20 protein-coding genes are annotated in these 21681 nt (G+C 72.2%); 12 read left to right on the top strand and 8 right to left on the bottom strand.

The genetic code is table 11. The features are described 5' to 3' along the window. The first annotated feature begins 108 nt into the window (after positions 1–108). Together ACFYPG_RS19805 and ACFYPG_RS19810 are read left to right on the top strand one after the other, a co-directional pair. Positions 109–621, top strand: a complete 513-nt coding sequence (locus ACFYPG_RS19805) for an HIT domain-containing protein (RefSeq protein ID WP_357260432.1) — start codon at positions 109–111, stop codon at positions 619–621. Between the two features lie 329 nt (positions 622–950). Then, the gene (locus ACFYPG_RS19810) at positions 951–2009 is read left to right on the top strand and encodes an aldo/keto reductase (RefSeq protein ID WP_355007258.1); all 1059 of its coding nucleotides are present in this window, start codon (positions 951–953) and stop codon (positions 2007–2009) included. A gap of 401 nt (positions 2010–2410) precedes the next feature. On the opposite strand, the gene ACFYPG_RS19815 is transcribed toward ACFYPG_RS19810, so the two are convergent. Continuing rightward, positions 2411–4567: an elongation factor G-like protein EF-G2 gene (locus tag ACFYPG_RS19815; protein WP_387353270.1), complete on the bottom strand. Its 2157-nt coding sequence runs from the start codon at positions 4565–4567 to the stop codon at positions 2411–2413. A gap of 249 nt (positions 4568–4816) precedes the next feature. On the opposite strand from ACFYPG_RS19815, the gene pgsA reads away from it, so the two are divergent. From pgsA to pdxT, 6 genes are all read left to right on the top strand, one after another. Continuing rightward, positions 4817–5446 carry a phosphatidylinositol phosphate synthase gene (gene pgsA / locus ACFYPG_RS19820; RefSeq protein WP_355007260.1) on the top strand — a complete coding sequence of 210 codons (630 nt, stop codon included), beginning with the start codon at positions 4817–4819 and terminating at the stop codon, positions 5444–5446. 46 nt (positions 5447–5492) lie between these two features. Continuing rightward, the gene (locus ACFYPG_RS19825) at positions 5493–6425 is read left to right on the top strand and encodes a phosphatidylinositol mannoside acyltransferase (protein ID WP_355007261.1); all 933 of its coding nucleotides are present in this window, start codon (positions 5493–5495) and stop codon (positions 6423–6425) included. Positions 6426–6441: 16 nt separating this feature from the next. Beyond that, complete coding sequence (locus ACFYPG_RS19830) at positions 6442–7602, top strand: glycosyltransferase family 4 protein (protein WP_355007262.1); 1161 nt, start codon at positions 6442–6444, stop codon at positions 7600–7602. An 81-nt stretch (positions 7603–7683) separates the two neighbouring features. Beyond that, complete coding sequence (locus tag ACFYPG_RS19835; RefSeq protein ID WP_355007263.1) at positions 7684–8187, top strand: hypothetical protein; 504 nt, start codon at positions 7684–7686, stop codon at positions 8185–8187. Positions 8188–8313: 126 nt separating this feature from the next. After that, the gene (gene pdxS, locus ACFYPG_RS19840) at positions 8314–9252 is read left to right on the top strand and encodes a pyridoxal 5'-phosphate synthase lyase subunit PdxS (protein ID WP_387353273.1); all 939 of its coding nucleotides are present in this window, start codon (positions 8314–8316) and stop codon (positions 9250–9252) included. A gap of 2 nt (positions 9253–9254) precedes the next feature. Next, positions 9255–9860 carry a pyridoxal 5'-phosphate synthase glutaminase subunit PdxT gene (pdxT, locus tag ACFYPG_RS19845; protein WP_357204354.1) on the top strand — a complete coding sequence of 202 codons (606 nt, stop codon included), beginning with the start codon at positions 9255–9257 and terminating at the stop codon, positions 9858–9860. A 15-nt stretch (positions 9861–9875) separates the two neighbouring features. On the opposite strand, the gene ACFYPG_RS19850 is transcribed toward pdxT, so the two are convergent. Beyond that, complete coding sequence (locus tag ACFYPG_RS19850; protein WP_387353461.1) at positions 9876–10727, bottom strand: helix-turn-helix transcriptional regulator; 852 nt, start codon at positions 10725–10727, stop codon at positions 9876–9878. Positions 10728–10831: 104 nt separating this feature from the next. Here ACFYPG_RS19850 and ACFYPG_RS19855 point away from each other — a divergent pair, with 104 nt between their 5' ends. The 3 genes from ACFYPG_RS19855 to ACFYPG_RS19865 all read left to right on the top strand — a co-directional run bounded on the left by ACFYPG_RS19855 (position 10832) and on the right by ACFYPG_RS19865 (position 13249). Next, positions 10832–11491, top strand: coding sequence for an NADPH-dependent FMN reductase (locus tag ACFYPG_RS19855; protein ID WP_387353275.1), 660 nt, complete (start codon positions 10832–10834; stop codon positions 11489–11491). Positions 11492–11741: 250 nt separating this feature from the next. Beyond that, positions 11742–12494: a YebC/PmpR family DNA-binding transcriptional regulator gene (locus tag ACFYPG_RS19860; protein WP_091401738.1), complete on the top strand. Its 753-nt coding sequence runs from the start codon at positions 11742–11744 to the stop codon at positions 12492–12494. Positions 12495–12631: 137 nt separating this feature from the next. Next, on the top strand, positions 12632–13249 hold the full coding sequence (locus ACFYPG_RS19865; RefSeq protein ID WP_387353277.1) for a DUF402 domain-containing protein: 618 nt from the start codon (positions 12632–12634) through the stop codon (positions 13247–13249). Between the two features lie 12 nt (positions 13250–13261). On the opposite strand, the gene ACFYPG_RS19870 is transcribed toward ACFYPG_RS19865, so the two are convergent. After that, a complete protein-coding gene (locus tag ACFYPG_RS19870) occupies positions 13262–14254 on the bottom strand; it encodes a helix-turn-helix domain-containing protein (protein WP_387353279.1) in 993 nt (330 codons plus the stop codon). A 252-nt stretch (positions 14255–14506) separates the two neighbouring features. Here ACFYPG_RS19870 and ACFYPG_RS19875 point away from each other — a divergent pair, with 252 nt between their 5' ends. Continuing rightward, positions 14507–15535, top strand: coding sequence for a peptidoglycan-binding protein (locus ACFYPG_RS19875; protein WP_355007274.1), 1029 nt, complete (start codon positions 14507–14509; stop codon positions 15533–15535). A 55-nt stretch (positions 15536–15590) separates the two neighbouring features. Here ACFYPG_RS19875 and ACFYPG_RS19880 read toward each other — a convergent pair whose 3' ends face one another. The 5 genes from ACFYPG_RS19880 to ACFYPG_RS19900 all read right to left on the bottom strand — a co-directional run bounded on the left by ACFYPG_RS19880 (position 15591) and on the right by ACFYPG_RS19900 (position 21645). After that, positions 15591–17384: a carbohydrate binding domain-containing protein gene (locus tag ACFYPG_RS19880; protein ID WP_355007275.1), complete on the bottom strand. Its 1794-nt coding sequence runs from the start codon at positions 17382–17384 to the stop codon at positions 15591–15593. A gap of 178 nt (positions 17385–17562) precedes the next feature. Then, complete coding sequence (locus ACFYPG_RS19885; RefSeq protein ID WP_355007276.1) at positions 17563–18624, bottom strand: ABC transporter permease; 1062 nt, start codon at positions 18622–18624, stop codon at positions 17563–17565. Continuing rightward, positions 18621–19514 carry an ATP-binding cassette domain-containing protein gene (locus tag ACFYPG_RS19890; protein ID WP_355007277.1) on the bottom strand — a complete coding sequence of 298 codons (894 nt, stop codon included), beginning with the start codon at positions 19512–19514 and terminating at the stop codon, positions 18621–18623. Before ACFYPG_RS19890 ends, ACFYPG_RS19885 begins: the two co-directional genes overlap by 4 nt. A gap of 80 nt (positions 19515–19594) precedes the next feature. Beyond that, positions 19595–20311, bottom strand: coding sequence for a response regulator transcription factor (locus ACFYPG_RS19895; protein ID WP_355007278.1), 717 nt, complete (start codon positions 20309–20311; stop codon positions 19595–19597). Beyond that, a complete protein-coding gene (locus tag ACFYPG_RS19900) occupies positions 20308–21645 on the bottom strand; it encodes a sensor histidine kinase (protein ID WP_355007279.1) in 1338 nt (445 codons plus the stop codon). Before ACFYPG_RS19900 ends, ACFYPG_RS19895 begins: the two co-directional genes overlap by 4 nt. Positions 21646–21681 lie beyond the last annotated feature (36 nt).

Here is a 21681-nt window from a genome sequence, read left to right on the forward strand (position 1 = left end):
AAGAACTTGCAATGCCGGGTTTCCCGACGGCGGGTGTCGCGGCATGCCCGCGGGGCTCCGTAGGATCGGCTCGTGACAGGGGTGGAACGGCACACGGACAGTGACGGCATGGCGGACGGTCTGGAGCGGCTCTGGACGCCGCACCGCATGACCTACATCTCTGGCGAGGACCGCCCGGCCGAGGGCTACGAGAAGCCCACCGGCTGTCCCTTCTGTCGGGGGCCGAAGCTGCCTCCGGAGGAGAGCCTGGTCGTGGCCCGGGGTGAGCACGTGTTCGTGGTGCTCAACCTCTACCCGTACAACCCGGGGCACCTGCTGGTCTGCCCCTACCGTCACGTCGCCGACTACACGGACCTGGACGTTCCGGAGACCACGGAGCTGGCGTCGTACACCCAGACCGCGATGCGGGTGATCCGCAAAGTCAGCAACGCCCACGGCTTCAACCTGGGCATGAACCAGGGCGGGGTGGCCGGCGCCGGCATCGCCGCTCACCTCCACCAGCACGTGGTGCCGCGCTGGGGCGGCGACGCGAACTTCATGCCGGTGATCGGCCGCACCAAGGTCCTGCCGCAGCTGCTCGGCGACACCCGGGACCTGTTCGCCCGCGCCTGGCCGTCCTGACCGCCGCCGGCCACGCCGCGCCGGCCGCGCGACCTCTGCGCCGGTCCGGCTAGTCGGCGCGCAGCAGCGGGGTCGGCTCCGACCAGCTCTCCACCCGGTGTCGAACGCCGGGCCGAACGCTCCGACGACGGCCGGGGTACGCAGGCGGTGCGCGCCGAAGAACGAGGTGTCCGCATCGTCGGCGGCCGGCTCGATGACCGTTCCGCCGATGTCGACCCCGAGCCGTCGTACAGCGTTGATCATGCCGCACCGTGACCGTCCCCGTGCGCCCGCGTGTCCGCCCGCCGGTCTGCTACGCCGCGGCCCGCCGAAGGTGGCACGATCGGCCGATGGCAGTCACGACACGGGTGTTGGGGCGCAGCGGCATCGAGGTCAGCGCCCTCGGCATGGGGTGCTGGGCGATCGGCGGGCCCTGGGCGGAGGGCACCCAGCCACTGGGCTGGGGCGCTGTCGACGACGACGAGTCGGTGCGGGCGGTACGCCGGGCACTCGATCTGGGCATCACCCTCTTCGACACCGCCGACACGTACGGGGCCGGGCACGGTGAGCGGGTGCTCGGCCGTGCGCTCGCCGGTCGCCGCGACGACGCCGTGATCGCCACCAAGTGGGGTTACACCTTCGACGAGGCCGGTCGGCAGGCCACCGGCGAGGACGCGTCGCCCGGATACCTGCGCAGTGCCGTGACCGCCTCACTGCGCCGGTTGGGCACCGACCGGATCGACCTCTATCAGCTGCACCTGGCCGATCTGTCGGTGCCGAGGGCGCAGGCGCTGATCGGGACCTGCGAGGACCTGGTGGCCGAGGGCCTGATCCGCGCGTACGGGTGGAGCACCGACCGCACCGACCGGGCTGCCGCGTTCGGGCACGCCGCCGCCGGTGCCACCGCGGTGCAACACGCCCTGTCGGTGCTGCGCGACGCTCCCGAGCTGCTCGCCGTCTGCGACAAGTACGACCTGGCCAGCGTCAACCGGGGCCCGCTCGGGATGGGGCTGCTCACCGGCAAGTACACGGCCGCGTCGACGCTGCCCCGCGACGACGTACGCGGACTGGCTCCGAGCTGGTTGGAGTGGTTCCGGGGTGGCCGGCCGGCACCGGAGTGGCTGCGGCGGGTCGGCGCGGTCCGTGCCGCGCTCACCGCCGACGGACGCACCCTCGCCCAGGGCGCGTTGGGCTGGATCTGGGCGCGCAGCGGCCGCACCATCCCGATCCCGGGCTGCCGTACGGTCGCCCAGGTCGAGGAGAACGCCGCCGCGCTGCACCGGGGCCCACTGCCGGCGGACCAGTTCGTCGAGGTGGAGCGTCAGCTTGCCGCCGTCCGCACCGCAGCCCTGCGCGACGCCGACCGCCCCCACTGGCCCCGCCCGACCCACCCCACAGTCCACCCGTAACCAGGTCACCAAAAGCCCACCCACGGCGCAGGGCGTACTGCCTAGCGCCGTGCCGCCTAGCGCCGTGCCGCCTAGCGCCGTGCGGCCCCGCCCCGCCGCGCCTCCGCTCAGTCCCGCCCCGCGCCGCCTGCCCGCGTCGATCAAGGAGTTGTGGTGCCTCACAAAACGTGCACCAAGCAACCTTTCGCCCACCACAACTGCATGATCGACCCGGTAGCCGTTGCACCTTCCGCCGATCTTGCACTTACTGCGGGTACTTATGCCGCAGTAGCGACATATCGGCAACCGGAAGTGCAAGATCGCTGGGGCAGGGCAGGGCAGGGCAGGGCAGGGCAGGGCAGGGCGGGGCAGGGCGGGGCAGGGCAGGGCAGGGCAGGGCAGGGCAGGGCAGGGCGGCGGGGTTAGGGGAGTTGTTCCTTGCGGGTCTGGTCGGCCAGGTGGGCGGGCATGGGGTCGTGGCGGACGAAGTGGCGGCGGAAGGTGCCGGTGCCGGCCGTCATGGAGCGCAGCTCGACGGCGTACCGAAGCAGCTCGGTGGCTGGCACTTCGGCGCGGACGAGGGTGCGGCCCTCGGTGTCCGGGTCCGGTTCGGTGCCGAGCACACGGCCGCGTCGGCCGGACAGGTCGCCCATCACACTGCCCACCGAGCCGTCCGGAACCCGGATGGTGACCTCGTCGATCGGCTCCAGCAGGGCCGGCTGGCCACGCTCGGCGGCGTCGCGCAGCGCGAGCGCGCCGGCGGTCTGGAAGGCCGCGTCGGAGGAGTCGACGCTGTGCGACTTGCCGTCGACCAGTGTCACCCGCAGGTCCACCACGGGGTGGCCGGCGACCAGCCCGCGCTCCAGTTGGGCGCGGACGCCCTTCTCCACGGATGGGATGTAGTTGTGCGGCACCGCCCCGCCGACCACCCGGTCGACGAACTCGAAGCCACTGCCGCGGGGCAGCGGCTCGACCTCGATGTCGCAGACCGCGTACTGGCCGTGGCCGCCGGACTGCTTGACGTGGCGACCGTGCCCCGTCGTGGGCACTGTCAGCGTCTCGCGCAGCGACACCTTGACCGGCTCGGTGTCCAGCTCGACGCCACCGGCGCGCAGCCGGTCGAGCACCACGTCCGCGTGTGCCTCGCCCATGCACCAGAGCACCAGTTGGTGGGTCTCCGGGTTGCGCTCCAGCCGCAGCGTGGGGTCGCCGGCGACCAGGCGGGCGAGGTTGCGGGCCAGGGCGTCCTCGTCGGCACGGCTGCGGGCGGCGATCGCCACTGGCAGCAGCGGCTCTGGCATCTCCCACGGGGCGATCAGTAGCGGGTTGTCCCTGGTCGAGATGGTGTCGCCGGTCTCGGCGCTGCCCGACTTGGTGATCGCGCAGATGTCACCGGCCACGCAGAGCGACACCTCCCGCACTGTGGCGCCCAGCGGGGTGTAGATGTGCCCGACCCGCTCGTCGGCGTCGTGGTCGGGGTGCCCGCGTTCGGCCATGCCGTGCCCGGAGACGTGCACGGTCTGGTCGGGGCGCAGGGTGCCGGAGAAGACCCGGACCAGCGAGACCCGACCGACGTGGCGGTCGATGGTGGTCTTGACGACCTCGGCGACCAGCGGCCCGGCCGGGTCGCAGCTCAGCGGCGGACGCGGCGAGCCGTCCACGCCGGTCACCGCTGGCAGTTCGTGCTCCAGCGGCGACGGGAACGCGGCGGTCAGCACCTCCAGCAGCACGTCGAGCCCGACGCCGGTGTGGGCGCAGACCGGCACCACCGGGTAGAAGTGACCCCGGGCGACGGCCTTCTCCAGGTCGGCGATGAGCACCTCGTCGCCGATCTCCTCGCCGTCGAGGTAGCGGTCCATCAGGGTCTCGTCCTCGCTCTCGGCGATGATCCCCTCGATCAGCTCGTCACGGGACTCGTCGATGGCCCGCTGGTGCTCCGGGTCCGGGTCGCGGACGTCGGCGGGCAGCCCGGCGCTGTAGTCGAAGACCCGACGGGTGATCAGGCCGAGCAGGCCTTCGGTGGACACCCCGTCGTCGCCGAGCATCGGCAGGTAGAGCGGCATCACGTTGTCACCGAAGAGGCGCTGGCAGAGCGCCACCGTCTCGTCGACGTCGGCTCGGGGTTGGTCCAGTCGGGCCACCGCGACAGCGCGGGGCATGTCGACGGCGGCGCACTCCTCCCACAGGGCGACGGTGGCCGCGTCCATGCCGCCCGCGGCGGAGACCACGAAGAGCGCGGCGTCGGCGGCCCGCAGCCCGGCGCGCAGCTCACCGACGAAGTCGGCGTACCCGGGGGTGTCCAGCAGGTTGACCTTGATGCCGTTGTGCAGCAGCGGCGCGCAGGACAGGCTGACCGAGCGCTGCTGGCGTACGGCGGCGGGGTCGTGGTCGCCGACGGTGGTGCCGTCGACCACGGTGCCGGCGCGGCCGATCGTGCCGGTCGCCGCGAGCAGGGCCTCGACCAGTGTGGTCTTGCCCGCCCCGGAGTGCCCGACGAGCACCACGTTGCGAACCCGCTCGGGCTCGGTAACCACCGGCGTGCCGCCGGTGGGACCTTTGTCGTGACTCTTCTGCGCCATGGGGCGCACCTCCCTCAGCCGGTGGTGGTGGCGACCGCCGCGCGACGGGTAGCGGCCCGGGGCGAGTGCGCGGCGTCATCCTCCGGTGGTCTGCTGCACAGCGGGAACGGGACGGGCGGACGGGTGAGCTGGCTCACCTCCCGGCTCGATCTCACACCCGTTGCCGGATAGGCACAAGCCTCCCCCGGGCGGGTCGGCGGTACCGTCCGTATCGCCGGAGCTGGGCGGACCGTTATCGTGGGGACCGCCATGGCGAAGATCTTCCAAGTGTCGGCCCGCGCGGGGATGACCCGCGTCGTAGAGCCGATTGCCCGCGCCCTGCTGCGCGCGGGCGTCACCCCCAATGCCGTCACCGTCGCGGGCACCGTTGGTGTGCTCGTCGGCGCGCTCGGCTTCGGTGCTCGCGGCCACCTGGTCGCGGGCGCGTTGATCGTCACCCTGTTCGCGCTCACCGACCTGCTCGACGGGACGATGGCCCGGATGAGCGGCGGCTCCACCAGGTTCGGCGCCTTCCTCGACTCAAGCATGGACCGGGTCGCCGACAGCGCCGTCTTCGGCGCTGTCGCGTACTGGCTGGCCACGCAGGGCAACTACTCCGGGGTCGCCGCCGCGCTGGTCTGCCTGGCCGCCGGCAGCCTCGTCTCCTACGTGAAGGCTCGCGCCGAAGGGCTCGGCATGACCTGCAACGTGGGCATCGCCGAGCGCACCGAGCGGCTGCTGATCGTCGGGGTCGGCGGGATCCTCACCGGTGTCGGTGTCGATCCGGCCCTGGAGATCGCGCTCTGGCTGCTCGCCGCCGTGTCGATCTTCACGGTGGGGCAGCGGATGACGCACGTCTACCGCCAGGCCCAGCAGCTCCAGCCGGACGGCCAGGCGTGAGTGGCGTGCCGACGACCGGGCGTCGGACGACCGGCGGCAGAGCCGCGTGAACCTCACCGAGCTGGGCTACATCGCCGGGTGGCGGGTGGTTCGCGCGCTACCCCGGCCGTTGGTGGCGGCGGCGTTCCAGGCGGGCGCGGACCGCGCCCACCGCGCCGGCGGCGGGGGTACGGCCCGACTGCGCGCGAACCTGCGCCGGGTGGTCGGCCCGGAGCTGCCCGACGCCGAGTTGGACGATCTCGTCAAGCGCGGTTTGCGCTCGTACGCCAGGTACTGGATGGAGGCGTTCCGGCTGCCCGGGTTGAGCCGGTCGCAGATCCTGTCCAATTTCCGGCTCGACGGCGCCGAGCTGCTCGCCGCTGACGTGGCCGCCGGCCGGGGCGCGGTGGTGGCCCTGCCGCACGCCGGCAACTGGGACGCCGCGGGCGCCTGGGTGGCGGCCACCGGTTGGCCGATCACCACTGTCATGGAACGGCTCAAGCCGGAGGGCGTGTACCGGCGTTTCATGGCCTTCCGCGCTGAGCTGGGCATGGAGATCCTGCCGACCCACGGTGGGCCGCGTCCGGCGTTCGACGTGCTGCTGGACCGGCTCCGGGCCGGCGCGGTGGTGCCGTTGCTGGCCGACCGTGATCTCTCCGCCCGGGGGGTGGAGGTGGACTTCTTCGGCGCGAAGACCCGGATGCCCGCCGGGCCGGCGCTGCTCGCGTTGCACACCGGCGCGCCGCTCTACGTGGCCTCGATGTGGTACGAACCGGACGCCGCCTGTGCGTCGCTGGCTGGCCCGCTGCCGGTGCCCGGCCCCGAGGCGGGGCCACTGGACCAGCGGGTCCGGTCGCTGACCCAGCTGATCGCCGACGGTCTGGCGGCGGGTATCGCCCGGCATCCGGAAGACTGGCACATGTTGCAGCGGATGTGGCTGGACCAGTCGAGGTCGGGGGAGGGCGCGGCGCTGCCCTCGTCGGCCTCCGGCCCGGCCTGAGGAGGTGGGCTGACGGATGCGGATCGGCATCGTGTGCCCGTACTCCTTCGATGTGCCCGGTGGGGTGCAGAACCACGTCATGGACCTGGCCGAGGCGCTGATCGCGCTGGGCCACGAGGTCAGCGTGCTCGCACCGGCCGACGAGGATTCGCCGCTGCCGGAGTACGTGGTGTCGGCCGGGCGGGCCGTTCCGCTGCCGTACAACGGTTCGGTGGCTCGGATCGCGTTCGGCCCGGTGTCGACCGCCCGGGTGCGGCGGTGGATCACCAACGGTGACTTCGACGTGCTGCACGTGCACGAGCCGCTCACGCTGAGTTTGTCGCTGCTGGCCGTGCTCTCCGCCCGTGGCCCGGTGGTGGCCACGTTCCACACCGCGATGACCCGTTCGCGGGTCCTCGCCGCCGCGCAGGGTGTGCTCCAGATCGTGTTGGAGCGGATCACGGCCCGCATCGCGGTGAGCGCGCTGGCCCGCAAGGTGCAGGTCGAGCACATGGACGGCGGGGCGGTGGAGATCCCCAACGGGGTGGCGGTGGCCAAGTTCGCCGACGCCGAGCCGTTGCCGGGTTGGCCGGGGGAGTGCGCGGCCGGCACCGGCGGCACGCTCGGCTTCCTGGGCCGGTTCACCGAGGCGCGCAAGGGCTTCCCGGTGCTGCGCGACGCGTTCGTGGCGCTGGCCGCCACCCGGCCCGGTCTGCGGTTGCTGGTCGCCGGCCCGGGTGACCCCGACGACCTGTACGACCAGTTCCCGGCCGAACTGCACGAGCAGATCACGTTCCTCGGCCTGGTCAGCGAAGCGGACAAGGCGCGCATGTTGCGCAGTGTGCACCTCTACGTCGCACCGAACACCGGCGGTGAGTCGTTCGGCATGATCCTCACCGAGGCGCTGGCGGCGGGTACGACGGTCATCGCCAGCGATCTGGACGCGTTCCGGCGGGTGCTCGACGGTGGGCGGGCCGGCCGGCTCTTCCCCACCGGAGACTCGGTGGGGCTGCGTGGCGTGCTGACCGAGCTGCTGGACGACCCGGGCGCGCGGGCCACGCTGACTGCCTGTGGCGATCAGGTGGTCGCGAATTTCGACTGGCCGGTGGTTGCTCGCCGCGTTCTGGAGGTATACGCAGCGGCGATCGAGGCAACCGACGGGCGGGTCATCGACCAGGAGTGGGTGGGGCTGAGCTGAGCCGGTGTGACGGATGGTGCGGTGGTGACCGGCGGGACCGGTCCGGACGCGCCCAATCGGACGAAACGGAGCAGCACTACGATGCCGCACATGTGGTGGGTGGTGGCCGCGAGCGTGGTCGTGGGGCTGGTCGCGGCGTACCTCATCTGGACCGCCGGCCGGGTGGAGCGGCTACAGGGCCGCGCGGAGCTGGCGGCCCGGGCTCTCGACGCCCACCTGCTGCGCCGCGCGGCGGCAGCCGCGGTCCTGGCTGAGCGGCGTTTCGGCGTCGAGCTGTACGCGGCGGCCCGCATCGCCCTGGACGCCGGTCCGGACGAGCGGGAGGCGGCGGAGAACGACCTGACCCGGCAGTTGCGCGGCGTCCAGTTGGACCCGGGCGACCCGGACTGCGCTGCGGTCGTCGCCGCTAGTCGTCGGCTCGCGTTGTCCCGGCAGGTGCACACCGACCTGGTCCGGGACGCCCGTTCGGCGCGCAGCCGGCCGCTGGTGCGCCTGTTGCGGATGGGGCGGGGCCGGGAGTGGCCGCGTTACTTCGACATCGACGACCCGACCCTCGTCGTGCCGGCGGACGTCCCCGCCGCCTGACCCCCTGCTCCCAGATGGGCGCGGGCGGGCCGGTGACCACTGCCACAGTGCAGGCCACCGGGGGTCTGATTGGCTGTCGGTGCGGCGTTGCACCGCGCGTAGCATTTCCGGCGCCACCCCCGGAGCATGTCCAAGGAGCGATCACCCGTGCCCGAAAACACCGCCTCGAACACCGGTAACGCCCCCGTCGTCGGCACCGCCCGCGTGAAGCGTGGCATGGCCGAGATGCTCAAGGGCGGCGTGATCATGGATGTCGTCAACGCCGAACAGGCCAAGATCGCCGAGGACGCCGGCGCCGTCGCGGTGATGGCCCTGGAGCGGGTGCCCGCCGACATCCGCGCGCAGGGTGGGGTGTCCCGGATGAGCGACCCCGACATGATCGACGGAATCATCGAGGCGGTCTCCATCCCGGTGATGGCCAAGGCCCGCATCGGCCACTTCGTGGAGGCGCAGATCCTCCAGTCGCTCGGCGTGGACTACGTCGACGAGTCCGAGGTGCTGACCCCGGCCGACTACGCCAACCACATCGACAAGTGGGCGTTCACGGTGCCCTTCGTCTGTGGCGCCACCAACCTGGGCGAGGCGTTGCGCCGGATCACCGAGGGCGCGGCGATGATCCGCTCCAAGGGCGAGGCCGGCACCGGTGACGTCTCCAACGCCACCACCCACATGCGGAAGATCCGCCAGGAGATCGCCCGGCTGGCCTCGCTGCCGACCGACGAGCTGTACGTCGCGGCCAAGGAGTTGCAGGCCCCGTACGAGCTGGTCAAGGAGGTCGCCGAGAGCGGCAAGCTGCCGGTGGTGCTGTTCACCGCCGGTGGGATCGCCACCCCGGCCGACGCGGCGATGATGATGCAGCTCGGCGCGGAGGGCGTCTTCGTCGGCTCCGGCATCTTCAAGGCGGGCAACCCGGCTCAGCGGGCCGCCGCGATCGTCAAGGCGACCACCTTCCATGACGACCCCGACGTGCTGGCCAAGGTCTCCCGGGGCCTCGGCGAGGCCATGGTCGGCATCAACGTCGACGAGATCCCGCAGCCGCACCGTCTGGCCGAGCGGGGTTGGTAGGCATGGGCGCGCCCACCATCGGTGTGCTCGCGCTCCAGGGTGATGTCCGCGAGCACGTGGCGGCGCTGGCCGCGGCGGGCGCGGACGCCCGCCCGGTCCGCCGTCCGGCGGAGCTGGACGCGGTCGACGGCCTGGTCATCCCGGGCGGCGAGTCCACCACAATGAGCAAGCTCGCCGACATCTTCGAGATGCGCGAGCCGATCGACAAGCGGATCGCCGACGGCATGCCGGTCTACGGCTCCTGCGCCGGGATGATCATGTTGGCGACCGAGGTGCTCGACGGTCGACCCGATCAGCGGGGCTTCGCCGGCATCGACATGACCGTCCGGCGCAACGCTTTCGGCCGGCAGGTCGACTCGTTCGAGGCGCCGGTGACCGTCGCCGGGGTGCCGGGCGAGCCGTTCCACGCGGTGTTCATCCGCGCGCCGTGGGTCGAGCGGGTCGGTGCCGGCGTCGAGGTCATCGGGGTGGTGTCCGACGGCCCGGCCGCCGACCGGATCGTCGCGGTGCGACAGGGCAACCTGTTGGCCACCTCGTTCCACCCGGAGCTCACCGGTGACCTGCGCGTGCACGCGTACTTCGTGGACCTGGTCCGCGCTGCCGGGTGACGGGGTGCCCGTCGCTCAGCCGGCGACCGCACGCAGGCGCCCCGGGCGGCGGCCCGCCAACTCGTCGAGCGCGGTCGCTGTGGCGGCGTCGGCGGGCAACTGCACCACCAGCCGCTGCGGGTCTGCCTCGGCCAGTTCCAGCGTCTCGACGTTGAGGCGGAGCAGCCCTGCCTCGGGATGCCGCACCGTCAGCAGGCCGGCCCGTGCGGCGGTCACCGGTCGCCGCCGCCAACGGTCGGTGAACGGCGCTCCCGCCGTCCGGGCCAGCCGCTCGGCGAAGGCGTCGCTGGCCGGGTCGCCTCGCCGCAGCAGGTGCAGCTCCGCAACCTGCTGGTCGGCCACCGCCGACCACTGCGGGTAGTGCCCGCGGGCCCGCTCGTCGGTCAGCACGAACCAGACCAGGTTCGGTCGCGACCCGTCCAGCAGGCCGAGCGGGCGGGCCAGCCGCTCGAACGGGTCGTTCCAGGCCAGCACGTCACCGAGCCGGTTGAGCACGTACGCCGGGGTGTCGCGCAGCGCGTCGAGCATGGCGCGGACCGTTGGCCGGACGGTACGGGAAACCGTAGGCCGGTCGCCCGAGCAGAGCTGTCGGGCGTGCTGGGCCGAGGCGAGCTGCCGCAGGTGTTCCCGGTCGGGGCTGTCCAGGCGCAGCGCGTCGGCGAGCGCGGCGAGGATCTCCGGCGACGGCCGGGTGTCGCGGCCCTGCTCCAGCCGGGTCAGGTATTCGACGCTGACCTGCGCCAACGTCGCCAGTTCGGCTCGGCGCAGCCCGGGGGTGCGGCGGCGCGGCCCCTCGGCGAGGCCGACCTCGGCCGGTTGCCGCGCCTCGCGACGACTGCGGAGGAACGCGCCCAGCTCTCCGTCCATCACCGGCCCAGTCTGGCAGCCGGCATCGGTTGGTGGGTGGCCCTGACAGGGCCATCCTCGCGGCGGTCTCCCCGGCCCGTGCCGTCGCGCACAGGATCGTGGTCATGACAAACGCACAGAGCATGGGCCCGCTGCGGATCGGCCTGATCGTGGGCAGCACCCGTCCCGGTCGACGTGGCACGGCGATCGCCCGTTGGGCCATGGAGGTGGCCGAGCGGCACGAGGCGGTACGTGTCGGGGACGCCGTCTGCACGCTCGTGGACCTGGCGGAGCAGGAATTGCCACTGCTCGACGAGCCGGTGCCGGCACTGTTCGGCGATTACCGACGCCCGCACACCCTGCGGTGGGCGGCCGTGGTGGACGCCTGCGACGCCTTCGTGTTCGTCACCCCGGACTACAACCGCTCGATCCCGGCCGCGCTCAAGAACGGCATCGACTACCTGTATGCGGAGTGGACCGACAAGGTGGCCGGGGTGCTGAGCTACGGCGTACGGGGTGGCACTCGGGCAGCCGACCACCTGCGGGCGATCCTGACCGAGGTGCGGACCGTGGTGGTGCCGACGGAGGTGGCACTGTCGATCTTCACCGATTTCGACTTCACCGGGGCCGACAGTGGTGACCCGACCGCCGGCCGCTTCGTGCCGGCCGACGGCCGGGAGGCGGAGTTGTCGGCGATGCTCACCGAGATCGTGACCTGGTCGCGAGCAGGCCGTCCGGTCGACCAGGCACGGGTGGCGGCCGACCAGGCGGAGCTGGTGAGCTGAGACGGAGACCATCCTGATGAGGTGAATCCGCTTTCCCGGCGTCTGCCCGATTTGGGCAGGCGCGGGGAGGCAGCCACGCGCGGTGCGTGACAGCGACCCGAGGGACGTCGGTAGGATTGCGGAGATTCGGCAGGGCCATCTGCCCGCCACGGCTTCCACCAGAGCTGACCGGCACCTCCGCGTGCGCCGGTGGGAGCGGGGCGTGAGCGGTGCGGTCGATGCAGACGGCGGGTAGCAACGGAGGTAGCAGATGTCCGGCCACTCAAAGTGGGCGACGACCAAGCACAAGAAGGCCGTCATCGACGCCAAGCGCGGCAAGATGTTCGCCAAGCTGATCAAGAACGTCGAGGTGGCCGCGCGGATCGGCGGCGGCGACCCCACCGGCAACCCGACGCTCTTCGACGCCATTCAGAAGGCGAAGAAGAGCTCGGTGCCGAACGACAACATCGACCGCGCCGTCAAGCGCGGCTCCGGCCTGGAAGCGGGCGGCGCCGACTGGCAGACGATCATGTATGAGGGGTACGGCCCGAGCGGCGTCGCCATGCTCATCGAGTGCCTCACCGACAACCGCAACCGGGCGGCGACCGAGGTACGGACCGCGCTGACCCGCAACGGCGGCTCGCTCGCCGACGCCGGCTCGGTGTCGTACATGTTCTCCCGCAAGGGCGTGGTGATCGTCCCCAAGGAGGGCACCAGCGAGGACGACGTGATGCTGGCCGTCCTCGACGCCGGCGCCGAAGAGGTCAACGACATCGGTGAGGCGTACGAGGTGGTCTCCGAGCCGACCGACCTGATCCCGGTGCGCACGGCGCTGCAGGACGCCGGCATCGAGTACGAGTCGGCCGAGTCCTCCCTGATCCCCAGCGTCAACGTGCCGCTGGACGAAGAGGGCGCGCGCAAGATCTTCAAGCTGATCGACGTCCTGGAGGACTGCGACGACGTCCAGAACGTCTACGCCAACTTCGACGTGAGCGACGACGTGATGGCAGCGGTCGACGCCTGACCTGACCTCGTCGCGCCGCCGCCCCATCCCGCCGCGATCTTGCACTTTCTGACCCGACACACCGGGCAACACCTGGCATATCGCCAACAGAAAGTGCAAGATCGCGGCGGGATGTGGGTTGAGGGGGTGTTGCGGTGGTGGTAGCGCGGTTTGCGGCTGGTGACACCGTGGTACGGCGTGAGGTGCTGCGGGGTGAGGTCTGGTTCGGCTGCCCGACGATCTGCGTCGAGGATTCGCCTGACCTGCTCGCCCTCTTCCTTCCACCAGGGGCCGAGTTCGGCTACCCGGACACCGGCGTCTTCCCCTGCGGGCGGCACCCGTGGGAGGCCGCCGGGCACCGCTCCTGGTCCGGGCACGGCAAGCTGATGCTGCAACGCCCCGGTGAGGCGCACTCGATCGACGTGTTCTGGGCCGGGCCGGCGCGCGACTTCGCCGGCTGGTACTTCAACCTCCAGGACCCGGTGCGGCGTACCCCGATCGGGGTGGACACCCTGGACCACGAGCTGGACCTGTGGTGGGCCGCGGACGCCGACCGGTACGTCTGGAAGGACGTGGAGCTGTTCGCCCAGCGCCTCGTCGAGGGGCGCTACCCGGGCATGGCGGACACCATCCAGGCCGAGGGTGACCGGATCGCTGCCCTGCTCGACGCCGGTGAGCGCTGGTGGGACCGGTCGTGGGCCACCTGGCAGCCGGACCCGGCCTGGACGGCGCCCCCGCTGCCCGCCGGCTGGGATCAGGTGCCACCCGCGCGGTGAGCGGCGGCGACGTCAGTTCCCGGGCAGCGCTTTGACCAGGAACACCTGATCCGGGCCGCCGGTGCACGGCTCGACCAGCGCCGCGTTTGCCACGTCGTTGTCGTCGTCGCGCAGGCCGACGCACAACTCGCTCCGGTCGGGCCGGATCCGGTACGCGTCGGGGTTCGCTCCGGTCGGTTCGAAGTGGAACACCTGCGTCGGCCTGTTCGCGTTGCAGTCCTCCACGTTCCAGGGTTCGAGGAAGTTCCGGCCGGGATCTTCCTCGCGGATGGTGAGGCAGCCCTTCCCCAGCACCGGGTGGACCCAGTGGATGAAGAACATTCCGTCGGCCACCGGTACCAGCGAGGTGTCCGGTGGGGTGGCCTCCGTGCAGGGCCGCTGGACCGCTATCTCCTTCGTGTACTGGCCGGTGCGGTCGCGGCCCTCGGTGAGGCAGAGGTGCGGGCTGCGGGCAGGGCTGATCTGGCTGAGCCCCGCGCCCGGCGAACGGGCACCGTCAGCCGCCGACGCGGTCGGATCGGTGGCGTGGGCGGTCTTCCCCTGTTCGTCGTCGCGTCGTTCGATCCAGAAGCCCACGCCGAGCGTGGCCAGCAGGGCGACGACGAGCAGCGCCACCGGCGCGGGCCGCGCGAACCAGCGTGGGCGGGCCGGGCCGGAGTGCTCCGGGGCCACCGTCGTGACCGGGTCGACCGGAGGCGGGTCCGCCGCCGGGGACGGCGGGGCCAACTGACCCGCCGCGAGGCGGTGCCGGGCCCGTAGCCACGTCTCGACCTGTTCTCCCGCGCCGCACGCCCGCACGAACGCGGCCACCACCTCGGGGCGTGGCAGTGTGGACCGCCGCAGGATGTCCGCCGCGGTGCTGCGCGCCAGGACGTCGCCTGTCGACGCGGCACGCTGTTCCAGTTGTCGGTAGGTGAGGCCCGACCGGTCCTTGAGCTGGCGCAGCATCTCGACGAATTCGGCCGGGTCGGACGCGTCGTCCGGGCGTAGCTCCCCCGTGGTCATCGCCCGATTCTCCAGACACCGCGGACGCGAGGGCAAATCAGGTCGCGGTGACTGTCCGACATGGTCGGACAGGATCCGGACAAGCCGCTGTGAGCTGCCCGGACATCCCAGCGCGGTGACCAGGGCATTGTCCTGGCCGGCCGGGTTACCTAGCGTCGTTGTCGATGGCCGCGCCGCTGACCGGTGTACGGCCGAGCGGCTCGCGCCGGCACGGGTTCGGGCTGGACCACACCAACCACACGGGGAGATCCGATGGATGACGCTGTCCGGGATCCGGTGCCGCAGGCGGCCACGGCGGGGGAGTACGTGGCGTTGCTCAGGGAGGTTCGGCGGCGTTCCGGTCTGACCTATCGGGAACTGGCCCGGCAGGCCTCGGCGGCCGGGCACTGGCTGCCGCCGAGCACCCTCGCGACGATGCTGGGGCGGACGACGCTGCCCCGGGAACGCACCGTCGTCGCGTTGCTGGCCGCCTGCGGCACCCCTGCGGTCGAGGTCGACAGGTGGCTGGAGGCACGGCGGGACCTCGAAGCTCGCCTCAGCGAGCACTGTCGAGGAGAGGGCGACGCGCAACGGACCCCTGCCGGCCCGTCCACCGCCGTCGCGGCGGACCTCCGCCCGAGCGTCGGCTCGGTTCCGCCGCGACCCCAAGCGCCCTGGCCGGCCCGTCGCTGGCTTCGGCTGGCGCTGCTGGCGGTGCTCGGCGTCCTGACGGTCGGGGCGACCGGGGCGCTGCGACCTCTCACCCCTTCCACAGTCGACAGTTCGTCGACGGTCGGCTGCCCGGAGGTGCTGCGCCAGGGCATGTACGGCCCCTGCGTGCTGAGCCTCCAGGAACATCTGGTGGCCGACGGACTCACTGTCCCGGTCGACGGCTGGTTCGGCCCGGACACCACCAGCCGGGTGATGGTGTTCCAGGCGTTTGGCGGCCTGCCGGTCAGTGGCACGGCGGACGAGCGGTTGTTCGACGAGTTGGCGGGCGATCGCACGGTGCCCGCCACCTGGTCGGAGGACCGGATCGGCAAACACCTGCGGCGGACGTTCCCGGAGGACCCGGCCGGGGCGGTGCGGGTGGCGCGCTGCCTGTCCGGCCTGGACCCCTACCGGGTGGAGGTCGTCGAGGACGGGTCGCGCCGCTGGGGGTTGTTCCAGTTCAGCGACATGGAGGTGTCCCGGTTCGGCGTCGACCGCCAGACGGCGCTGGACGCGGCGTGGAACATCAGGGCGGCACGGGAGCTCTGGTCCCGTACCGGCGACTTCGGCCACTGGAACTGCGCTTCCTAGCTGTCACGCGTGCCGCTCCCCGTCCGGTCCTCATGAACCGGACGGGGAGCCCCCGTTACGGCCGCAGGCGGTTGGCGAAGACGTACGCGCCCACCGAGCGGCCGGTGGCGAGGCCGGCGTCCGCGTCGAAGCGATAGTGCACGCCGAGGTAGATCCGGCTCAGCGCGTTCTCCTCGGCGGCGTGGTCGAAGCCGGTCATGTGCCGCACCACGCCCACGGCGTGCGGGTCGTCCGTCGTGGCGTCGAAGGCGATCGCATCGGTGCCGAAGAACCTCTTCATCACCGCCGACCAGGCCCCCGCGAAGGTGGCGTGCCCGGAGATGTAGGCCGGGAACGCCGGGGTGTACGGCACCCCCTCGCGGGTCTTCGACAGCGGCTGCCAACCGGGGCCCTCCATCGCCTCGATCGCCGTCACCGGCCGCCACAGGTCGATGGGCGTCTGGTACTTGGCGTCCCAGGCGGCGATGGCGGCGTCGGCGAGGGCGAGGGCCACCAGCCCGAAGAGCCGGGCGTTGGCGAGGATGCCGAGCTGACGCTGCTCCGACACGATCCGGGTGTGCGAGAAGAGTTGACCCGGTGGCTTGTAGGTGCCTCCCAGGTCGTTGGCCCAGAAGAACGCGATCTGCGTCTGCTCGGGTGTCCGCACCGACGACGTCCGACCGCCGTAGTCACGGATCTCCTGCACCTGGGTGCGGTACTCCTGCTTGCCGAGCAGGTCGGCGTACCCGGTGGCGCCGGCCGGTAGGCCGGGCCGGAACTGCCGGCCCGAGGTGAGCGCGAACGGGGTCACCAGTCCCCAGTTCGGGCTGACCGCCGCCTTGCCGTTTGTCGGCCGCCACGCGCCGGGCACGTTCTCCTGCACCGGGTAGGCGGTGGAGTTGTCGAATCCGTCGTTGGCGCGGGCCTGGAGGTTGGCGGCGGCCGCCGCCGCACCGACGGTGTCACCACGGGCGACCTCGGCGGCGTTCACCCCGGACGGTCGGCGCGCGACAGCGGCGGCGAGGGCCGCGGAGTAGGACTGGCCCTGACCGCCGTACAGGGCGGTCAGCACGTCGTACGCGGCCCGGTCGATGGCGGCGTGCACTGATGGCGCAACGACGTTGTCCATGGTGCCGGGGTAGCTGACCGGCACTCGTACCCGGTAGGGGTTGCCGACCCCGGTGACCGAGACGGCGGCGTCGTGCATCGCCGCGTGCAGGATGGCGGCCTCGCGCGACGAGGAGGTGGGTGGCAGGTCCAGCGCCTTGTAGGTGGCCAGCAGGACACCGTTCCAGTACAGGATCGGGTCGGTGGCCGGGTTCGCGGCCAGCGGGGTGAGCGAGATGTTGTCCAACCGGACCGTCGAGGCGCTCTGGCCGCCGAAGTGGAACAGCAGCACCGCCTTCGGGTCGCCGAACGGGGACACGAAGTCGAAGGTGAAGCGGCTCATCGAGGACGTCAGCGTGACGTTCTGGTCGACGGCGGAGGTGAAGGGCGTGTCCGCCCGGGAGACCGAGACGCGCAGGGAGCGGCTGACGTCGGCCGAGGCGTCGAACTGCAACCGGTACGCCTGCGCGGCCGTCACCCCGAACTCGAAGTGACCGACCAGGTCCTCCCAGACGGGTTTGCCCACTGTGGCGCTGGTGCGGACGCGTAGTTGCCCGGCGTTGACAGTGGTGCTGGTCGAGGCGAGCCGGGTCCACCAGGGCTGAGTGCTGCCGGTGTCGAACGTGCCGTTGAGGATGAGGTCGCCCGCAGCGGCGGCGGCCGGCGCGGGGCGGACGAGGGCGGTGAGGGTGCTGGCGAGCGCGACAGCGAGCACGACGCTGAGCAGACGACGGAGTTGCCGTGCGGTGATCGGTGGGGACATCGGGAGCCTTTCCGGTCCGGAAACCGGCGACGACCAGGTCGTTGCCGTGAGGATCGGCTCAACGTAGGAGTGTTCACGCTGTTCACGGCCTCCGAACAGCGCTCGGCACGGTGCCGTACGGCAGCGGGCGCCGGCATCCGATCAGGACACCGACGCCCGGGCGGGGCGGACCGCTGGCTCAGCCGATCGTCTCCCGCTCCCGCCAGGCGGTGCGCAGCGAGGTCCGGCCGTTGGTGCGCAGGAGTGACCCCTCGTACACCCGGGCCCCGGCGAGGAGGAACGCACCGGCGGCGAGCACCAGGAGGAGCAGCGAGACGATCGGCTCCCAGCCGGCCGCGTCGCCGGTGAAGAGCCGCAACGGCATGGCCGTGGGCGACGAGAACGGCAGGTAGGACAGCACGCGCATCGCTGTGGCGTTGTCGTTCAGGAAGATCACCGCGAAGAACGGCAGCATGACGGCGAGCTGCACCGGCGTCGAGACGGCGGCGATGTCCTCCTGCCGGTTGGCCAGTGCGCCGGCCGCGGCCCACATGGCGGCGAGCAGCACGAAACCGATCAGGAAGAACGGTACGAACCAGCCGATCGCCGGGGCGAGCAGGCTGAGCAGACCTCCGCTGTCGCCGATCTGCAGCCCGAGCACCGCCACCAGCGCGATCAGGGCGATCTGCGCGAACGCAAGGATGGCCCCGGCCACCACCTTTCCGGCGAGCAGGGCCCGGACCGGCACGGCGGCGACCAGGATCTCCACGATCCGGGTCTGCTTCTCCTCGATGACGCTCTGCGCGATCTGCACACCGAACGTCTGCGAGGTGATGAAGAAGACGAACGCGAAGACGAACGGCACCAGGAACGCCACCACCGGATCGACAGCGTCCGGGTCGAGCAGGCGGACGGTCGGCTGGGTGCTCAGGGCCCTCACCACGTCGTCGGGGGCTTCGTCCATGGCCAGGACGGCCGGTCCGGTGACCACCGCGGCGTCCACGTCGTCGTCGCGGACGGCCTGCTCGGCGGCCCGGTCATCGGAGACGACCCGGACTTCCAGCCCGGCGGCGCGCAGCGGCGCGGCCAGGCTCTCGGTCACCGCCACTGTGGACGGCCCGCCGGAGAACAGCGGCGGCAGGATGGTGCCGGCCGCGGCGATCAACAGGAAGAACAGCGTGCCGAACAGGAAGGTGCGGTCGCGCAGCTTGACCCGGATCTCGCGTTCGGCGACCAACCGGGTGGCCTGGGTGACGTTCACTGGGTGACCTCTCGGAAGATCTCGGTGAGCGAGGGGCTGACCGGGCGGAAGGCGCGGACCGGGCCGCGCGCGAGGGCGGCCCGCAGCACGGGCTGTTCGTCGGTACCGGCCGGCAGGTCGAAGACCACCCGCGCCCCGTCCAACTCGACCACTGTCACACCGGGGTGGTCGCGTACCCAGCCGGCGTCGTGTTCCACGACCAGCTCGAAGCGGGGCACCGTGTACGAGTCGCGCAGCTGCTGCCGGCTGCCGGCGGCCCGGATCACCCCGTCCCCGATGATCACCAGGTCGTCGCAGAGGCGCTCCACCACGTCGAGCTGGTGACTGGAGAAGAGCACCGGCGCGCCGGCCGAAGCCCGTTCCCGCAGCACGGCCACGACGGTCTCCACGGCCAGCGGGTCGAGGCCGGAGAACGGCTCGTCGAGCACCAGCACCTCGGGGTCGTGGACCAGCGCGGCGGCGATCTGGGCCCGCTGCTGGTTGCCCAGCGACAGCGTCTCCAGCAGGTCGTCACCGCGCTCGCCGAGCCCGACCCGGTCCAGCAGCGCGTCGGTGGAACGTCGTGCTGCGGCGGCGTCCAGCCCGTGCAGCCGGCCCAGGTAGGTCACCTGCTCGCGGGTGGTCATCTTCGGGTAGAGGCCCCGCTCCTCCGGCATGTAGCCGAAGCGCCGGCGGTCCTGCGGGGTCAGCGTGGTGCCGCCCCAGCTCACCTCGCCCGCGTCGGGGGCGAGCACACCCAGGATGATCCGCATGGTGGTGGTCTTGCCGGCGCCGTTGGCGCCCACGAAACCGGTCATCCGGCCGGCGGACACCTCGAAGGACACGTTCCTGAGCACCTGACGGTCGCCGAAGCTGCGGTCGACGCCGTCGAGGCGAAGCGTTCTGGTCACGCACACACGCTAGATCGATCACGCCGCCGTGCCGTCCGCCCGGCGGGTGAGCGGGCGGGTCCACCTCGCGGCGGACGCCGTCACCCGCCCGGGCGGACCACCCCGTTCTCGTACGCGAACACCACTGCCTGCACCCGGTCGCGCAGGCCGAGCTTGGCCAGTACCCGACTCACGTGCGTCTTCACCGTCGCCTCGCCCAGGTGGATGGCCGCGGCGATCTCCGCGTTGCTCGACCCGGCGGCGAGCAGCATCAGCACCTCCCGTTCGCGCGGGGTCAGCCCGGCCAGCGCGGCATCGGCCTCGGGACCCCGGTGGGCGGTGCCCGCCGGGTCGCCGGGTCGGGCGAAGGTGGAGATCACCCGGCGGGTGATCTCCGGGGCGAGCAGACCGTCGCCCCTGGCCAGCACCCGGATGGCCTCGATCAGCTCCTCCGGCGTGCCGTTCTTGAGCAGGAAGCCGCTGGCCCCGGCCCGCAGCGCCGCGAACAGGTAGTCGTCGCGGTCGAAGGTGGTGAGGATCAGCACCGCTGGCGCCCCGGGGCCGTCGGCGACGATCTGCCGGGTGGCCTCCAGGCCGTCCATCCCGGGCATCTCCACATCCATGAGTACGACGTCGGGGCGGGTGGCTCGGGTCATGGTGACGGCCCGCTCGCCGTCGGCGGCCTCACCGACCACCTCGATGTCGTCCTCCACCTCCAGGATGACCCGGAAGCCGGTACGGACGAGGTGCTGGTCGTCGGCGAGCAGCACCCGCACCGTCGGCCCGGCGTCAAGCGCCTGCTGGGCTGCCGCGCTCATGCCGACGGCTCCGCGCCGGCTGCCGCCTGCTGCCTGTCGCTCGGCTCCCGCTGTAGGCCCACCGGTCGGTCCGGCGACGCCGCCAGGGGGAAGCGGGCGCGTACCCGCCAGCCGCCGCCGGCCCGTGGCCCGGCCTCCAGGTCGCCGTCGTGGGCGGTGACCCGTTCGCGCATGCCGATCAGGCCCAATCCGTCGGTGTCGGCCCGCCCGCCGCCCCGCCCGTCGTCGGTCACGTCGACCTCCACCTCCCGGGCCAGGTACCGGACCCGCACGTCGAGCAGGGCCGCCTCGGCGTGCTTCAAAGTGTTGGTCACCGCCTCCTGCGTCACCCGGTAAGCCGTCTGGGAGACCGATTCGGGCAACGCGACCGGGTCGCCGTACACCCCGAGGGTGGCCGTCAGCCCGGCGGCCCGAGCCCGCTCGACCAGCTCGTCGATCCGTTCGACGCCGCCGGCCGGCGGCGTCGCGGCGTCGGTGCCGGCGGAGGTCCGCAGCACGCCGAGCATCCGACGCAGCTCGTCGACGGCGGTGCGGGCGCTCTGCTCGATGGCGGTCAGCGCGGTGCGGGCCTTGCCCGGGTCGCGGTCGAACACCCGGCGGCAGGCGGATGCCTGCACGCCCATCACCGACACGTGGTGGGCGACCACGTCGTGCAGCTCGCGGGCGATCCGGACCCGTTCGCCGAGCACCGCCCGCTCCCGGGCCTCGGCCTGCGACCGGCGCAGGTCCTCGGCCTGGGCGCGCAGCTCGTGCTCGCGGCGCGCGGCCACCCACGCGGTCTCGCCGAAGAAGTACCCGAAACCGAAGACCAGCACGTTGAGCAGCACGCCGGTGACCATCGCGGCGAGCACCGGTGGCACCGGTCCGACCGCGTCGGCGAAGGCATCCGCCGGGATGTGGTCGATCATCACCGCGTAGTAGACACCGAGCCAGGCGAACATCGTGGCGATCACGCCGATCCGCAGCCGGCGGGACAGTTGGCGGTCCTGCCCCCACGCGCCGACGGTGTAGAGGGCGCAGAACAGGGCCCACGAGGAGAACTGGGTCTCCGGGGCCGAGCGGGCCTGGGCGGCGATGAACGCCACCGCGACGACCAGCAGGGTCGCGGTCGGCCAGCGTCGTCGCCAGATCAGCGGGAGAGTCACCGCGACGGTCCAGAACAGCTGCTCCGGCCCGGACGGCGGTGGGCCCAGGAGGAACGCGCCGGTGCTGCGGGCCAGGGTCAGACTGACCAACGCCAGCCCGGTCATCCCCAGGCCGATCCAGAGGTCGTTGCGGCGCTGCTCCGCCGTCGGGCCCGGGCGACGCCATTCCTCTCGCGGTGCCACGCTCATCCGGGAACGATGCCACGCCGCCCACCAGGCCCGTCG

Origin of the sequence: Micromonospora sp. NPDC005553 (assembly GCF_042871765.1) — a bacterium.
Lineage (GTDB): Bacteria > Actinomycetota > Actinomycetes > Mycobacteriales > Micromonosporaceae > Micromonospora.

Excerpts from the sequence above, each read along its gene's own strand:
- ACFYPG_RS19805 (WP_357260432.1), top strand. The coding sequence starts at position 109 with ATGGCGGACGGTCTGGAGCGGCTCTGGACGCCGCACCGCATGACCTAC.
- ACFYPG_RS19810 (WP_355007258.1), top strand. The coding sequence starts at position 951 with ATGGCAGTCACGACACGGGTGTTGGGGCGCAGCGGCATCGAGGTCAGC.
- ACFYPG_RS19815 (WP_387353270.1), bottom strand. The coding sequence starts at position 4,567 with ATGGCGCAGAAGAGTCACGACAAAGGTCCCACCGGCGGCACGCCGGTG.
- pgsA (WP_355007260.1), top strand. The coding sequence starts at position 4,817 with ATGGCGAAGATCTTCCAAGTGTCGGCCCGCGCGGGGATGACCCGCGTC.
- ACFYPG_RS19830 (WP_355007262.1), top strand. The coding sequence starts at position 6,442 with ATGCGGATCGGCATCGTGTGCCCGTACTCCTTCGATGTGCCCGGTGGG.
- ACFYPG_RS19835 (WP_355007263.1), top strand. The coding sequence starts at position 7,684 with ATGCCGCACATGTGGTGGGTGGTGGCCGCGAGCGTGGTCGTGGGGCTG.
- pdxS (WP_387353273.1), top strand. The coding sequence starts at position 8,314 with ATGTCCAAGGAGCGATCACCCGTGCCCGAAAACACCGCCTCGAACACC.
- pdxT (WP_357204354.1), top strand. The coding sequence starts at position 9,255 with ATGGGCGCGCCCACCATCGGTGTGCTCGCGCTCCAGGGTGATGTCCGC.
- ACFYPG_RS19850 (WP_387353461.1), bottom strand. The coding sequence starts at position 10,727 with ATGGACGGAGAGCTGGGCGCGTTCCTCCGCAGTCGTCGCGAGGCGCGG.
- ACFYPG_RS19855 (WP_387353275.1), top strand. The coding sequence starts at position 10,832 with ATGACAAACGCACAGAGCATGGGCCCGCTGCGGATCGGCCTGATCGTG.
- ACFYPG_RS19860 (WP_091401738.1), top strand. The coding sequence starts at position 11,742 with ATGTCCGGCCACTCAAAGTGGGCGACGACCAAGCACAAGAAGGCCGTC.
- ACFYPG_RS19870 (WP_387353279.1), bottom strand. The coding sequence starts at position 14,254 with ATGACCACGGGGGAGCTACGCCCGGACGACGCGTCCGACCCGGCCGAA.
- ACFYPG_RS19875 (WP_355007274.1), top strand. The coding sequence starts at position 14,507 with ATGGATGACGCTGTCCGGGATCCGGTGCCGCAGGCGGCCACGGCGGGG.
- ACFYPG_RS19880 (WP_355007275.1), bottom strand. The coding sequence starts at position 17,384 with ATGTCCCCACCGATCACCGCACGGCAACTCCGTCGTCTGCTCAGCGTC.
- ACFYPG_RS19895 (WP_355007278.1), bottom strand. The coding sequence starts at position 20,311 with ATGAGCGCGGCAGCCCAGCAGGCGCTTGACGCCGGGCCGACGGTGCGG.
- ACFYPG_RS19900 (WP_355007279.1), bottom strand. The coding sequence starts at position 21,645 with ATGAGCGTGGCACCGCGAGAGGAATGGCGTCGCCCGGGCCCGACGGCG.